At 68.1% G+C, this 13,221-nt stretch carries 11 protein-coding genes; 7 read left to right on the top strand and 4 right to left on the bottom strand.

The genetic code is table 11. From position 1 onward, the window contains the following. The first annotated feature begins 1 nt into the window (after window position 1). From ABID37_RS20815 to ABID37_RS20785, 7 genes are all read left to right on the top strand, one after another. Entirely contained in the window at window positions 2-628 is a 627-nt protein-coding gene (locus tag ABID37_RS20815) for a DUF2460 domain-containing protein (RefSeq protein WP_199257659.1), read from the top strand. Next, window positions 625-1,509, top strand: a complete 885-nt coding sequence (locus ABID37_RS20810) for a phage/gene transfer agent baseplate hub protein (protein ID WP_354198263.1) — start codon at window positions 625-627, stop codon at window positions 1,507-1,509. Before ABID37_RS20815 ends, ABID37_RS20810 begins: the two co-directional genes overlap by 4 nt. Then, window positions 1,506-1,940: an NlpC/P60 family protein gene (locus ABID37_RS20805; RefSeq protein ID WP_199257657.1), complete on the top strand. Its 435-nt coding sequence runs from the start codon at window positions 1,506-1,508 to the stop codon at window positions 1,938-1,940. The genes ABID37_RS20810 and ABID37_RS20805 overlap by 4 nt, the downstream gene beginning before the upstream one ends. 10 nt (window positions 1,941-1,950) lie before the next feature. Beyond that, entirely contained in the window at window positions 1,951-5,916 is a 3,966-nt protein-coding gene (locus ABID37_RS20800) for a baseplate multidomain protein megatron (RefSeq protein ID WP_354198261.1), read from the top strand. Window positions 5,917-5,924: 8 nt separating this feature from the next. After that, entirely contained in the window at window positions 5,925-7,001 is a 1,077-nt protein-coding gene (locus ABID37_RS20795) for a DUF2793 domain-containing protein (RefSeq protein WP_354198259.1), read from the top strand. 19 nt (window positions 7,002-7,020) lie between these two features. Beyond that, the gene (locus tag ABID37_RS20790; RefSeq protein ID WP_055664086.1) at window positions 7,021-7,308 is read left to right on the top strand and encodes a DUF6127 family protein; all 288 of its coding nucleotides are present in this window, start codon (window positions 7,021-7,023) and stop codon (window positions 7,306-7,308) included. 75 nt (window positions 7,309-7,383) lie between these two features. Continuing rightward, window positions 7,384-8,058 carry a YcbK family protein gene (locus ABID37_RS20785; RefSeq protein WP_354198257.1) on the top strand — a complete coding sequence of 225 codons (675 nt, stop codon included), beginning with the start codon at window positions 7,384-7,386 and terminating at the stop codon, window positions 8,056-8,058. A gap of 239 nt (window positions 8,059-8,297) precedes the next feature. Here the strand turns inward: ABID37_RS20785 and ABID37_RS20780 are convergent, their stop codons facing one another. From ABID37_RS20780 to ABID37_RS20765, 4 genes are read right to left on the bottom strand one after another with little or no spacing between them, the layout of a single operon-like run. Further along, window positions 8,298-9,974 carry a complex I subunit 5 family protein gene (locus ABID37_RS20780; RefSeq protein ID WP_354198255.1) on the bottom strand — a complete coding sequence of 559 codons (1,677 nt, stop codon included), beginning with the start codon at window positions 9,972-9,974 and terminating at the stop codon, window positions 8,298-8,300. Further along, entirely contained in the window at window positions 9,971-11,449 is a 1,479-nt protein-coding gene (locus tag ABID37_RS20775) for a complex I subunit 5 family protein (protein ID WP_148912973.1), read from the bottom strand. The genes ABID37_RS20780 and ABID37_RS20775 overlap by 4 nt, the downstream gene beginning before the upstream one ends. After that, a complete protein-coding gene (locus ABID37_RS20770) occupies window positions 11,446-12,903 on the bottom strand; it encodes a complex I subunit 5 family protein (RefSeq protein ID WP_148912974.1) in 1,458 nt (485 codons plus the stop codon). Before ABID37_RS20770 ends, ABID37_RS20775 begins: the two co-directional genes overlap by 4 nt. Then, window positions 12,900-13,220 carry an NADH-quinone oxidoreductase subunit K gene (locus tag ABID37_RS20765; RefSeq protein ID WP_148912975.1) on the bottom strand — a complete coding sequence of 107 codons (321 nt, stop codon included), beginning with the start codon at window positions 13,218-13,220 and terminating at the stop codon, window positions 12,900-12,902. The genes ABID37_RS20770 and ABID37_RS20765 overlap by 4 nt, the downstream gene beginning before the upstream one ends. Window position 13,221: the final 1 nt, after the last annotated feature.

Raw genomic sequence — 13,221 nt, 5'->3', positions numbered from 1 at the left:
CATGGCGTTCCACGAGGTCCGGTTTCCGGACAACATCAGCCGCGGCGCGCGGGGCGGGCCGGAGCGGCGCACCCAGATCGTCGAGCTCGCCTCGGGCGACGAAGAGCGCAACGCCAGCTGGGCGAACTCGCGCCGCCGCTACGACGTGGCCTACGGCATCCGCCGCGCGGACGATCTCGCCGCCGTCGTCGCCTTCTTCGAGGCGCGGAACGGTCGCCTCCACGGCTTCCGCTTCAAGGACTGGGGCGATCACAAGTCCTGTCTGCCTTCGGGCACACCAGCGCCGACCGACCAGGCGATCGGCACCGGCGACGGCACGACGAGCGCCTTCCAGCTGGTCAAGCGCTACGCCTCGGGGGCGCAATCCTGGTCGCGCGCCATCGCCAAGCCGGTGGCGGGCACCGTGCGCGTTGCGCTCGGCGGGGTCGAGCAGCCCTCCGGCTGGTCGGTCGACACCGCCATTGGCGTCGTCACCTTCGGTACTGCGCCAGGTTCCGGCGTCGCCATCACCGCGGGCTTCGAATTCGACGTGCCCGTCCGTTTCGACACCGACGTGCTCGACGTCACGCTCGATCTCGACCGTCTCGGCTCGATCACTTCCATTCCGCTGCTGGAACTACGCCGATGAAGACCCTCGATACCGCCCTGCAGGCCCATCTCGACGAGGGCACGACGACGCTCGCCTGGTGCTGGCGGATCGCTCGCGCGGATGGTGTTGCCTTCGGTTTCACCGACCACGACCGGACACTCAGCTTCGACGGCACCGACTTCGAGTCCGATAGCGGGCTCACGGCCTCCGAAGTGCGGTCGGGCTCGGACCTGTCCGTCGATGCGCAGGACGCCGAGGGCGTGCTGACATCCGACCGGATCACCGAGACCGACATTCTCGATGGCCGCTGGGACAATGCTGAGGTCGAGGTCTGGCGGGTGAACTGGGCCGACACGAGCCAGCGCGTCCTGATGCGGCGCGGGGCCATCGGCCAGATCCGGCGTGGGCGGCTGGCCTTCGTCGCCGAAGTCCGCTCGCTGGCCCATGTGCTGGGCCAGACGGTCGGGCGGACCTTCCAGGCGACCTGCGACGCCGCGCTCGGCGATGCGCGCTGCGGCGTCGATCTGGAGGATCCGGCGTTCAAGGGCACGGGCGCGGTCATCGATCTCCTGCGCGACCGTGCCTTCACCGCCTCGGGCCTCGGCGGCTTCGCCTCCGGCTGGTTCACCTTCGGCACGCTGGACTGGACGAGCGGCGCGAATGCCGGGCGGCGCACCGAGGTGCTCGGCCATGACGTGACGGACGGCATCGCCGTGCTGACCCTGCTCGAGGCGCCGGTGCGCGCGATCGCCGAGGGCGACGCCTTCACCATCCGTGCGGGCTGCGACAAGCGCATCGAGACCTGCGGCGCCAAGTTCGCCAACACCGTCAACTTCCGCGGCTTCCCGCACGTCCCCGGCCAGGATGCCGTGCTTCGCTACGCCACCAAGGATGGCGGGCACGAGGGGTCCGTGCTGTGACCACCGCCGATCCCACCCGCGTCATCGCCATCGCACGGTCCTGGCTCGGCACGCCCTACCACGACCAGGCCAGCCTGCGGGGCGTCGGCTGCGACTGCCTCGGGCTGGCGCGGGGCGTCTGGCGCGAGGTTGTCGGCCCCGAGCCGTTCCCGATCCCTGCCTACAGCCGCGACTGGGGCGAGACCGGTCCGCGCGAGGTGCTGGCCGAAGGCGCGCGGCGGATGATGATCGAGGTGTCGCCCGCCGAGGCAGGCCCCGGTGCGCTGGTGCTGTTCCGCATGAAGCCGCGCGCCATCGCAAAGCATGTCGGGATCGTGACCGGGCCCGACATCTTCCTCCATGCCTACGAGCGGCTCGGCGTGATCGAGGAGCCGCTCACCCCATCCTGGCGGCGGCGCATCGCCTTCGCCTTCCTGTTTCCGCAACGCTGAGACCCCCGACATGGCCACCCTCGTTCTCGGCGCGGCCGGCGCCGCCATTGGCGGTTCGATCGGCGGCGCGATCCTCGGGGTCAGCGCCGCGACCATCGGCGGGTTCATCGGCTCCAGCATCGGCTCTGTCGTCGACAGCTGGATCATCTCGTCGCTGGCGCCGACGCAGCGCATCGAGGGCGCGCGGCTCGACACCTTGCGCATCACCTCGGCCACCGAAGGCGCGGTGATCCCGCGGCTCCATGGCCGGATGCGGATGGGCGGCAACATCATCTGGGCGACGGATTTCCGCGAGGAGACCAGGACCACCACGCAGGGCGGCGGCAAGGGCGGCGGGGGCGGCAAGGTCAAGACGACCGAGTACCTCTACTATGCCAGCTTCGCCGCGGCGCTCTGCGAGGGCCCGATCACAGGCATCGGGCGCATCTGGGCCGACGGCAAGCCGATGGACCTCTCGAGCGTCACATGGCGCTGGTATCCGGGCGACGAGGCGCAGACGGCGGATCCGTTCATCGCGGCCAGGATGGGCGCGGCCAGCACACCCGCCTATCGCGGCACCGCTTATGTCGTCTTCGAGGAGCTGGCGCTCTCCACCTACGGCAACCGCCTGCCGCAGCTCTCCTTCGAGGTGTTCCGGCCACTCGCCGATCCCGACACCGCCGAGGGGCTGACCCGCGCCGTCACCATGATCCCCGCCTCGGGCGAGTTCACCTACGCCACGCAGGCCATCCGCAAGACCGATGGCGGCGCGACGGTGCCGGAGAACCTGAACGCGCTGGCCGACTCCACCGACATGCAGGAGGCGCTGGACCGGCTGCAGGCCATGGCCCCTGCGGTCGAGAGCGTCAGCCTCGTCGTCGCCTGGTTCGGCGACGATCTGCGCGCGGGCTCCTGCAAGGTCCGGCCGGGCGTCGAGGTGTCGGCCAAGTCGACCACGCCCGCCAGCTGGTCGGTCAACGGCGTCAGCCGCGCCAGCGCCTTCCTCGTCAGCCGGGATGCAGAGGATCGCCCGGTCTATGGCGGCACGCCGTCCGACTTCGCGGTGGTGCAGGCGGTCCAGGAGATGAAGGCGCGCGGGCTGCGCGTGACCTTCTACCCGTTCATCCTGATGGACGTGCCGCCCGGCAACAGCCTGCCGAACCCGTATTCGGACAACGCCGCAGAGACGGGCCAGCCTGCCTTCCCCTGGCGCGGCCGGATCACCTGTTCGCCCGCGGCGGGCTACGCCGGGACCGTGGACAAGACCGCCACGGCGGCAAGCCAGGTCGCGGCGCTGTTCGGCGCAGCCACGCCCGCGAGCTTCAGCGTCTCGGGTCAAACGGTTTCGTGGACCGGCTCTCCCGGCGACTGGGGCCTGCGGCGCATGGTGCTGCACTACGCCCATCTCTGTGCGGCGGCGGGCGGGGTGGACGCCTTCCTCATCGGCACCGAGATGCCGGGTCTGACCACGATCCGCTCCGGCGCCAGCACCTATCCGGCGGTGCAGGCCTACCGGGACCTGCTCGCGGATGTGCGCTCGATCCTCGGGGCCGGCACCAGGATCGGCTATGCGGCCGACTGGTCGGAGTATTTCGGGCACCAGCCGGGCGACGGCTCTGGCGACGTGTTCTTTCACCTCGACCCGCTCTGGGCCGATCCGGAGATCGATTTCGTCGGCATCGACAATTATATGCCGCTCTCCGACTGGCGGGACGGGTTCGAGCACGCCGACGCGGCCGAGGGCTGGCCCGCGATCTACGACCGGGCCTATCTGCAGGGGAACATCGCGGGCGGGGAAGGCTTCGACTGGTTCTACGCCAGCACGGTCGACCGGTCCGCGCAGGTCCGCACCCCGATCACGGATGGCGCCGCCAGCAAGCCATGGGTCTTCCGCTACAAGGATCTGCGCAACTGGTGGTCGAACGCGCACTACAACCGCCCCGATGGCGTGGAGAGCGGGACGGCGACGGCATGGACGCCACAGTCCAAGCCGATCTGGTTCACCGAACTCGGTTGCCCCGCCATCGACCGGGGCACGAACCAGCCGAACGTCTTCTTCGACCCGAAATCCTCGGAAAGCTTCACGCCGCATTTCTCGCGGGGCTGGCGGGACGACGCTATCCAGCGCGCCTATCTCGAGGCGACCTACCTCTGGTGGGGCACCCCGGCGAACAACCCGGTGTCCTCGGTCTATGGCGCCCGCATGGTGCATGTGCCCGAATGCGCCGCCTGGACCTGGGACGCGCGGCCCTATCCGTTCTTTCCCGCGCTGACCGACGTCTGGACCGATGGCGCGAACTGGCGGCTCGGCCACTGGCTGACCGGACGGCTCGGAGCGGTGTCGCTGGCCGCGCTCGTCCGGCACCTCTGCCTGCGCTCCGGGCTGCCCGAGTCCCGGATCGATGTCACCGGACTTTGGGGCGCGGTCGAAGGCTACGCCATCACCGCGCTCGAAAGCCCGCGCGCCTCGATCACCACGCTGTCGCGGCACTTCGGCTTCGACGCAGTGGAGACCGAAGGGGTGATCCGTTTCGTCATGCGCGGCCGGGCCTCCGTCGCATCCCTCGCGCTCGACAATCTGGTCGCCGCCCGCGAGGACGACGTGCTGGAGCTCACGCGGGGCCAGGAGACGGAGCTGCCGCAGGCCCTGAAATGGCAGGTCGCCCGCGCCGACGAGGACTACGACGCCGCCCTCGTCGAGGCGCGGCGCATCACCGTGGACACGACCCGGATCGCTTCCGAGAGCTTCCCGATGGCGGTGCCGCCCGAGGAAGCGGAGCGGCGCTGCCGCCGTGCGCTGATGGAGGCGTGGGTGGGGCGTGAGACGGCGGCGTTCCGTCTGCCGCCCTCGCGCCTCGCGCTCGATCCGGCCGACGCGATCCGGCTCGCGCATGACGGGCGGCTGGTCGACCTGCGGCTCGTCTCCATCGCCGACGCCGAAGCGCGGGGCATCGAGGCGATGCGCCAGGACCGCGCGACCTACGACCTGCCTCCCGGCGATCCCCGCGCGGCGTCGCTGACGCGCGCCGTGGTGTTCGGCGCGCCGGAGGCGGTGCTGATGGACCTGCCGCAGCTGACCGAGGACCAGCCCGCGCATCGGCCGCTCATCGCCGCGCACGCCGTTCCCTGGCCCGGCGAGATGGCGGTGTTCCGCAGCCCCTCGACGGATGGCTTCGAGCTGCTGACGACCTTCGGCAGCCGCGCCCGGATCGGGATGCTGGTCTCGGATCTCTACGCGGGCCCCACCTCGCGCTTCGACCTCGGCAATGCGCTGGTGGTCGATCTGCTGACGGGCACGCTGGAGAGCGTGACCGACCTGACCCTATTCGGCGGGGCGAACGCGCTCGCCATCGAGAGCGCGCCCGGCGTCTGGGAGATCGTGCAAGCAGGGGATGCAGAATTGATCGCGCCGGGCCGCTACAGCCTGACGCGGCTGCTGCGAGGTCAGCGCGGCACGGAAGCAGCCATGGCCAATCCGGCTCCGGCAGGCACGCGGGTGGTGGTGTTGGACGACGCTCTGGCATCATTGCCGATCTCCGAGGCTGATCTCGGGCTGCCGTGGAACTGGCGCGTCGGTCCCGCAAGCCGGTCTGCCAGCGACGAGACCTATGTGGCGGCCAGTTTCACACCGATTGGCGTGGGTCTGCACCCCTTTTCGGTCGCCCATGTCGAGCAGCCCTGGCGCAAGCCACGCGTGCCCGGCGATCTGACGATCCGCTGGACACGCCGGTCCCGGGCCCTGGCGGCCGACAGCTGGGGCGCGGTCGAGGTGCCGCTGACCGAAGAGGTCGAAGCCTATGAGGTCGAGATCCTCGATGGCGTTGCCGTGAAACGCACGCTGACCACTCCCACGACCAGCGCGGTCTACACCGCCGCCCAGCAGACCGCCGACTGGGGCGCGCCGCTCGGCCCCGGCGACACGCTCGACATACGCATCTACCAGCTCTCCGCCCTCGTGGGGCGGGGGACCCTGAAAACCGTCACGCTTACCTTCTGAGATTGCCCATGTCCGACGCCACGACCCATCTCCTGCTGCCCTACATCCTCGCGGCGCAGGCCCAGAAGCACGTCACCCACAACGAGGCGCTGCGCATCCTCGACGGGCTTGTTCAGCTCTCGGTTCTCGATCGCGATCTGGCAGCGCCCCCGGCGAGCCCCGCCGATGGCGACCGCTACGTCGTCGGCTCCGGCGCCACCGGCGACTGGGCGGGCTGGGACCTGAACGTCGCGCTGTGGACCGATGGCGCCTGGCTACGCCTGCCGCCGCGGACCGGGTGGCGGGCTTGGGTGGAGGACGAGGGCCTGCTGCTCGTCTACGATGGCGCCGCCTGGGTCGGCACCACGCCCACGGCGCTGCAGAATATGGCGCTGCTCGGGCTCGGCACCACAGCCGATACGTCGAACCCGTTCTCGGCCAAGCTGAACGCCGCACTCTGGACGGCGAAGACCGTGGCCGAGGGCGGCACCGGCGATCTGCTCTACACCATGAACAAGGAGGCTGCGGGCGACGATCTCGGCCTGACGCTCCAGACCGGCTTCGTGACCAAGGCGCTAGTCGGGCTGTTCGGCTCGGACAGGTTCCGGCTCGCGGTCTCGGCCGACGGCAGCGCCTTCTTCGACGGGCTGAGCGTCGACAACGCCACCGGCATCGTCGATCAGCCCCGGCTGCCGCGCTTCAAGGCATACACGAACTACGACAACTACGTCGGCGTCGGGACCTGGACGAAGATCGGCCTCAATAACACCGACTACAACGATCAAGGCGCGTTCGACGCCGCCAATAATCACTTCGTGGCCCCGGTGGACGGCACCTACCTCTTCGGCGCGACGCTGCTCTACAAGATCAACGCCAGCGCAACGGCCCGCATGCGCGGGCGGCTCGTCCTGAACGGCACGACAGAAATCCGCGGCTCCCTCGGCGAAATCTCCGCCACCCACGTCTCGCTCGCTACCGCCATCTGGCTGCAGACCATGGTGCCGCTCACCGCGGGCGATACCGTCGAGCTGCAGGGGTACTTCCGGGTCGCGGACGGCTACTTCGCGGCCGACCACACGTCCTTCTGGGGCTGCAAGGTCGGCTGAGCGGCGGAAGGAGGATCCGATGAACCCACCCCGATCCGAGGGCTACGTGCGAATGCCCGACGCCGAGTTCGAGGCGATCCTGACGCGGGCCGCCGAGGAAGGCGCCAAGCGCGCGCTCGCCGATGTCGGCCTCGACGGCGACGAGGCCGCGCTCGACATCCGCGATCTGCGCTCCTTGGTGGATTGCATCCGTCTGGTGCGCCGCACGGCGATGCAGACCGCCGTCCGCATGATCACCACCGGCGTCATGCTGGCGCTGCTCGCGGGCATCGCCATCAAGCTCAAGATCTTCGGCGGCGGCCCGTAGCCGCGCGAAGCATCAATCCATCTGCCCAATACACCCGCCCCCCCCCGGCGGGTTTTTTCGTTTTGGAGGACTCTCATGACGACGACATTCCACCACCATTGGCGGGACGTGCCCGAGTCGAACTGGCGCTGGCCGAACTTCTCCCCCGCAGAGATCGCCTGCCGGGGCACCGGCAAGCTGCTCGTCAACGAACCCGCGCTCGATAGGCTGCAAGCGCTGCGCGACCGGCTGGGCAAGCCGCTCATCGTCCGCTCCGCCTATCGCAGCCCCGAGCACAACCTCGCCGTCGGCGGCGCGACCCGGTCGAAGCACCTCGACGGGGCCGCCTTCGCCATCGCCATGACGAACCACGACCCGGTGCCGTTCGAGGCGGCGGCACGGGAGGTCGGCTTCCTCGGCTTCGGTTTCTATCCGCGCTCGGGGTTCATCCATGTCGATCTCGGCCCGGCACGGCAGTGGGGCGAGCGGTTCCCGGTCCGGGAAACGGCCTTCGCGTCGGAGACTCCGCCCGCACGCGAAGTGCTGGCCGAGAGCCGCACGATGAGAGGCGGTGGCGCGGCAGGCGTGGCGACGCTGGGTGCGGCCAGCGTCGAGGTCGCGCAGAGCGTCCTGGCCGAGACTCAGACCGCCATCCTGCCGCTCGTGCCGTATCTCGACACGCTGCGCTGGGTGTTCATCGCCGTTGCGCTGGCGGGCATCGGCGTCGCAGTCTACGCCCGCCTTGATGACTGGAAACGGGGGCGGCGGTGATGGCCGCGCTCCTAACCGGTTTGGCCGCCAGCCCGTGGATGCGGACGGCTTTGCGCTACGGCGCTGTCGACCGCGCGGTCTGCCTGTTCCTGCCGTCGATCTGTCGTACCGCCCGGCCTGCGGGCATGGAACAGCGCAACGACATGACGAACGGCCACTCCAGAAGAGTACTCCGCTGTCTGCGGCGACACCTTCCAATTCCGGTGCATCTGGCCCGGGGCGGGGCGGCTGGCGGGCCGTCAGGCAAGCGCGGCGAATAGGCCCAACGCGACGAGAATCAGGGTGACCGAGGTCGCCGCGTGGTCGTTGATCAACCGCTCCAGCCGTTCCAGCCCCTCAGCGATCACCGGTAAGGTCTTTCCTTTCTCGACCGGCTTCTCTGACCCGCCCGCCGATACGGCGGCTTGAGTTGCAGCGGCCGCACGGGCGCTGAACCTCGCGACCACTCCGAGCAGGTCGCCTTCGGGGAGCGACGGGGCGCGCAATCCGGTTCCCACCGCGGCGATGACGAGAACCGCTGCGAGCCCGAGGGGCCAGGCGCTGGCGCTGAGCGCTAGTAGGTCGATCGTCCCGTAGGGCGCCATGCCCATCACCGGAGTATAGAGATACCACGGCAGGGCGAGCGCAGCGGCGGCCAGCGTCACCATCGGCACGACCATGAGACCGGGGGGGCGATCTGCCGTTTCAGCCTTGGGCAGAGTAAACAGAAAGCGCGCAAGCAGAAGCCCCGACGTTAGCGCGGAGAGGCCGACTAACGTCGCGCCAAAGTCGCCCGCAGGGCCCTTGATCGCCGATTTCGCCAAGGCCCCGGCGGTGAAAGGCAGCCCGGCGATCGACAAGGCGACCAGTGCAAGGACCGCGATGACCAAAACCCGCGACGCGCCACGCGCCTTGCCGGCGACGCCGACGCCCAGAAACAGCGCCCCCTTTGCGAGCCCATGGTGCAGTGCATAAAGCGACACCGCCGGGAGCACCGAGACAGCCGGCAGGCCCGCCGCCAGCGCCGCGCCCATCGCGCCCATCAGGAGCCCCATTTGGCTGACGGTTGAATAGGCCAGCACGGTCTTGGGATCGCGCTGCATCGCGCCGTAAAGTGCCGCTGCGAATAGCCCGGTGAACGCAGCAAGGGCAAGCACAGTCCCGCTGACCGGCCACGCCTGACCCCACGGCAAAAATGTTACCAGTCCGAAAACACCTGCCTTGACAATGGCGCCCGACAGCACCGCCGAGGCTGGAACCGGCGCCGCCGGAAGCCAGACATGCAGCGGCACCAGACCCGCCTTGATGCCGAATCCCGCGATCAGCAGCCACTGGACCAAAGGATCGGCCGTTGGAGCGGCAAGGCTCACGCGGACTTTGTCGATAAGGGTGGTTCCCCCCGCCGCCTCGACGGCCATCAGGAACCCTGCCAGCAACGCCGTCTCACCGATCACCGCAAGGATGATGTAGACTGCCCCGGCCCACATTGAGGCTGGCTTGCGATCATGGATCACGAGCGGATAGGCAGCCAGCGACACCAGCGCGAAGTAGACGTAGAAGCTTGCTAGATCCGCCGCCAAGAATACCCCCAGATTTCCGGCAAGGACAAGCATCCAAAACAGTACGAAAGTTGGAGCCCGCGGATCGCCGCGCATGTAGCGCAGGGCATAGACCCCGGCGCAGAGCCATACCAGCCCGGCACCGCCCAGGAACATCGCGCCCGTGTCTGTCAGTCGTAGCCCGCCGTCGAGCAGGATCCATCTCACGCTGAAGGTGTCGTCTCGCGGCGCCAGTAACACGGCGGCGAGTGCCGGTAGCGGCCCGAGCGGCAGCGTCGGCAGCATCCTCGGCCCAAGTTTCGGCACTAGGCACAGGACACCTAGAAGGAGCGGCCAGAGGATCACGAACGGCAGCAGAAGGGTGGCTTCGGTTGTCATTTCAGGTATCCCCTCTCTGCGATCAGCACGGCCCAGCTCAGGGGGCTGAGCGGGAAAGTCGCAAAGAGTCCGGCTGCAAGCACTGTCAGGCCGGTCAACGCGGCAGGGAGGACCAGCATCCGATTCCAGGTGCCGTCCAGTTCCCGCACCGGCAACCGGCCTTCGGGTGGTGGAAGCAGGTAGGCGCGATAGAGAAGCGGCAGGAAGTAGAGTGCGTTCAGAAGCGACGATCCCGCCAGCACAGCGATGACCCATCGCGCGTCAGATTGCAGCCCGCCCAATCCCAGGTACCATTTCGAGATGAAGCCTGCGGTCGGCGGAATGCCGATCATGCCAAGCGCACCGATGCTGAATGCCGCCATCGTCACCGGCATCGCCCGCCCGGCGCCGTCGAGATCCGTCACCGACTTTATCCCCATCCGGTTGGCCAGTGTGCCCGCGCACATGAACAGGGTGATCTTCATGATCCCCTGATGCACTAGATGCACCAACGCCCCGATGATGGCGAAGGGACCGATCAGGCTGGCGCCGAGAATGATGTAGCTGACTTGGCTTACCGTCGAATAGGCGAGCCGCTTCTTGATGTCATTCTGCATCAGGGCGCGGAACGACCCGTAGAGGATCGTCGCCCCGGCCAGCATGGCGAGCGGCGTGGCGAGACCGAGATCCGAGACCGTCTCGATGCCGAAGACGTCGTAGATAATCCTCAATATCCCGAAGGCGCCGGCCTTGACCACGGCCACGGCGTGCAGAAGCGCGCTGACCGGCGCGGGTGCTGCCATGGCCTCGGGCAACCATCCGTGAAACGGGATGAGCGCCGCCTTGACCCCAAGCCCGCCGATACAAAGGATGAAGATTAGCGTGAGCTCGAGCCGCGGAATACCGGATAGGTCAGGCGGCGCAGTGAACTCGACCCTGCCTACGAGCGAACTCAGCCAGACGATGCCCGCCAGATAGGCGGCGCTGCCAGCCAGGGTGTAGATCAGGTAGATGCGCCCCGCGCGTAGAGACTTCTCGTCACCCCGGTGGACGACCAGCGGCCACGTCGCCAACGTCAGGAGCTCGTAGAACAGGAAGAACGTGATCGTAGTGCCCGACATGGCCACGCCGGTCGCAGCCAGGACGCAGAGGTTGAAGAACCCGAAAAAGCGCGCGAGGTGAGGGCCGCGCCCAAAATAGCCGATCGCGAAGACCGTTGTGATCAGCCACAGGAAGGCCGAGAGGGTGACAAACAGCAGCGCGATTGAATCAGCCCGGAGGATGAAGTCGTGGCCCGGCAGGAACTCGTAGCGCCATTCCGTGATCACGCCCTCCCGCGCTGCCAGCAGGAGAAAGCCCACGAGCCCCAGCTTGATCAGGGCGAAGCTGATGTTGGTCACGTCGCGCCATACCGCCATGCGGTCGGGCAGGGCGAAGCTGATCAGTGCCGGAACGAAGGGCAGGAAGACCAACAGCAGGGGGAGGAAATGGATCATCGGACATCCACCGCCACAGCCGCCGGCAGCCTTGCCGAGGTCGCACTGGCAGCGACATCGACCATCGCCTGTCCGGCGAACCCTAGAGACACTGCCAGAAGCGCCAACGCCAGCGGTGCGGCGGTGCGCAGCGGGGCCGTCGCCTCGACCACTGGCGTGTCGCTGCCGGCGAAGGTCCAGGCCAGCGGGTTGAATAGGTAGACTGCGGCCATCAACCCGCCGACGATCAGCACGGCGGCGGCGAACACGGCGCCCTGCTCCACTGCGGCCTCGAGCAGGAGAAATTTCGCGATAAAGCCGGCCGAAGGCGGCAGGCCCATCAGCGACACCGCAGCCAGCCCGAATGCCGCAACGGTCAACGGCATCGCCCGCGCAAGCCCGTGAAGGTCTTTGAGACGGTGGCCGTTGACGGCCTTGAGCATCAAACCCGCGGCAAGGAACATCGCCGCCTTGGCAAGCATGTGGGCAATCGCGTGGATCGTCATCCCGGCCCAAGCCCCGCCGCTCCCTGCCGCAGTCGCGACCAGAGGGAAGGCCAGCAGGAGATAGCCGATTTGCGCCACGGTCGAATAAGCCACGAGGGCCTTCAGGCTGTCCTGCCGGATCGCCTGAACCGAGCCGTAAAGGACTGCCAGCGCACCGAGCCAGCCGAGCACCTCCAGCCCTGCAGGAGCGACGATGGCCGGGAATGCCTCGAACCACAGGCGCAGCAGGATCACGAAGCCCACCTTCACGACGATCGCCGAAAGCAGGGCGCTGGCGGGGGCGGGTGCTGCTGCATGCGCCGGCGGCAGCCAGCCGTGCAGTGGAAAGACCGCCGCCTTGATCAGCAGCCCCGCCGTCATCACCGCGAGCGCCGTCTTGGTCGCGAGGTCAGGCCGCGCCATCTCGGCCAGGAGCGTCACATCCACCGTCGCATAATTCGCGAACAGGAGGGCCACGCCCAGCAGGTAGGCCAGTGAACCGACCAGAGCGATCACGAAATAGCGCAAGGCCGCGCGCAACGAGCCCATCGCCGCCATCGCCACCGCCGCCAGGCTGACCATCTCCAACGCGATGTAAAGGTTAAAGAGATCGGTGCTCAGGAACCCGGCATTCGCTCCGCCCCACAACAGGTAGAAGAGCGGCCAGAAGGCATAGCCGTGGGCGGTTTCCGATCGGTCCGGGCCAGGTGCGAATTCATGAAGCGCATACAGTCCAACAATCGAGGCGCAGGCAGCCGTGGCGCCCACCATCAGCTGTGCAACCCCATCCGCGCGCAATTGAACTCCCAGCGGCAGGTTCCAGTCGCCGACCACATGTGCCGAGCCCTCTGGCAGCAGCAACAGCCAGACCGTGAGGCCCGCCATGACCGGGATTGCCGTAAGCAGTAACCAGCGCACCCAGGTGCCAAGGAGCAAGGCCGCGATCATTAGGGCGAGCGGAACCGCGACAAGCAGGTCGAGCGGGCTCATGTGTGGTCGTCGGTTGTCTTGGCCGCCGCCTTGTCGTCCGGCGCACGCTCATCCTCGGCCACACGCAGAATCAGCGCCGCGCCGAAGGCAGTAAGCGCCACGGCGACGACGATTCCGGTGATCACCAGCGCCTGCGGGAAAGGGTCGGTCGAGGCAGCCCCGCGTCCAAGGCCACCCAAGACAAGAAAGATCCCTGCGCCAACCACGTTGACGGCCAGGATCTGACGCAGCGGATGGCGCAGGATCAGGAATCCATAAAAGCCGAGCCCCACCAAGGCCACGCCCGTCAATGGGTAAAGATGCAGGAGCACCGTCATG

The organism is Aquamicrobium terrae (assembly GCF_040545735.1).
GTDB classification, from domain to species: Bacteria; Pseudomonadota; Alphaproteobacteria; order Rhizobiales; family Rhizobiaceae; genus Mesorhizobium; species Mesorhizobium terrae_A.
This window is presented reverse-complemented; position numbering and strand designations above follow the sequence as displayed.

What these genes read in the sequence shown, in the direction of transcription:
- ABID37_RS20815 (WP_199257659.1), top strand. Translation starts at nt 2, where the DNA reads ATGGCGTTCCACGAGGTCCGGTTTCCGGACAACATCAGCCGCGGCGCG.
- ABID37_RS20780 (WP_354198255.1), bottom strand. Translation starts at nt 9,974, where the DNA reads ATGACAACCGAAGCCACCCTTCTGCTGCCGTTCGTGATCCTCTGGCCG.
- ABID37_RS20810 (WP_354198263.1), top strand. Translation starts at nt 625, where the DNA reads ATGAAGACCCTCGATACCGCCCTGCAGGCCCATCTCGACGAGGGCACG.
- ABID37_RS20795 (WP_354198259.1), top strand. Translation starts at nt 5,925, where the DNA reads ATGTCCGACGCCACGACCCATCTCCTGCTGCCCTACATCCTCGCGGCG.
- ABID37_RS20790 (WP_055664086.1), top strand. Translation starts at nt 7,021, where the DNA reads ATGAACCCACCCCGATCCGAGGGCTACGTGCGAATGCCCGACGCCGAG.
- ABID37_RS20775 (WP_148912973.1), bottom strand. Translation starts at nt 11,449, where the DNA reads ATGATCCATTTCCTCCCCCTGCTGTTGGTCTTCCTGCCCTTCGTTCCG.
- ABID37_RS20785 (WP_354198257.1), top strand. Translation starts at nt 7,384, where the DNA reads ATGACGACGACATTCCACCACCATTGGCGGGACGTGCCCGAGTCGAAC.
- ABID37_RS20770 (WP_148912974.1), bottom strand. Translation starts at nt 12,903, where the DNA reads ATGAGCCCGCTCGACCTGCTTGTCGCGGTTCCGCTCGCCCTAATGATC.
- ABID37_RS20765 (WP_148912975.1), bottom strand. Translation starts at nt 13,220, where the DNA reads ATGACGGTGCTCCTGCATCTTTACCCATTGACGGGCGTGGCCTTGGTG.
- ABID37_RS20800 (WP_354198261.1), top strand. Translation starts at nt 1,951, where the DNA reads ATGGCCACCCTCGTTCTCGGCGCGGCCGGCGCCGCCATTGGCGGTTCG.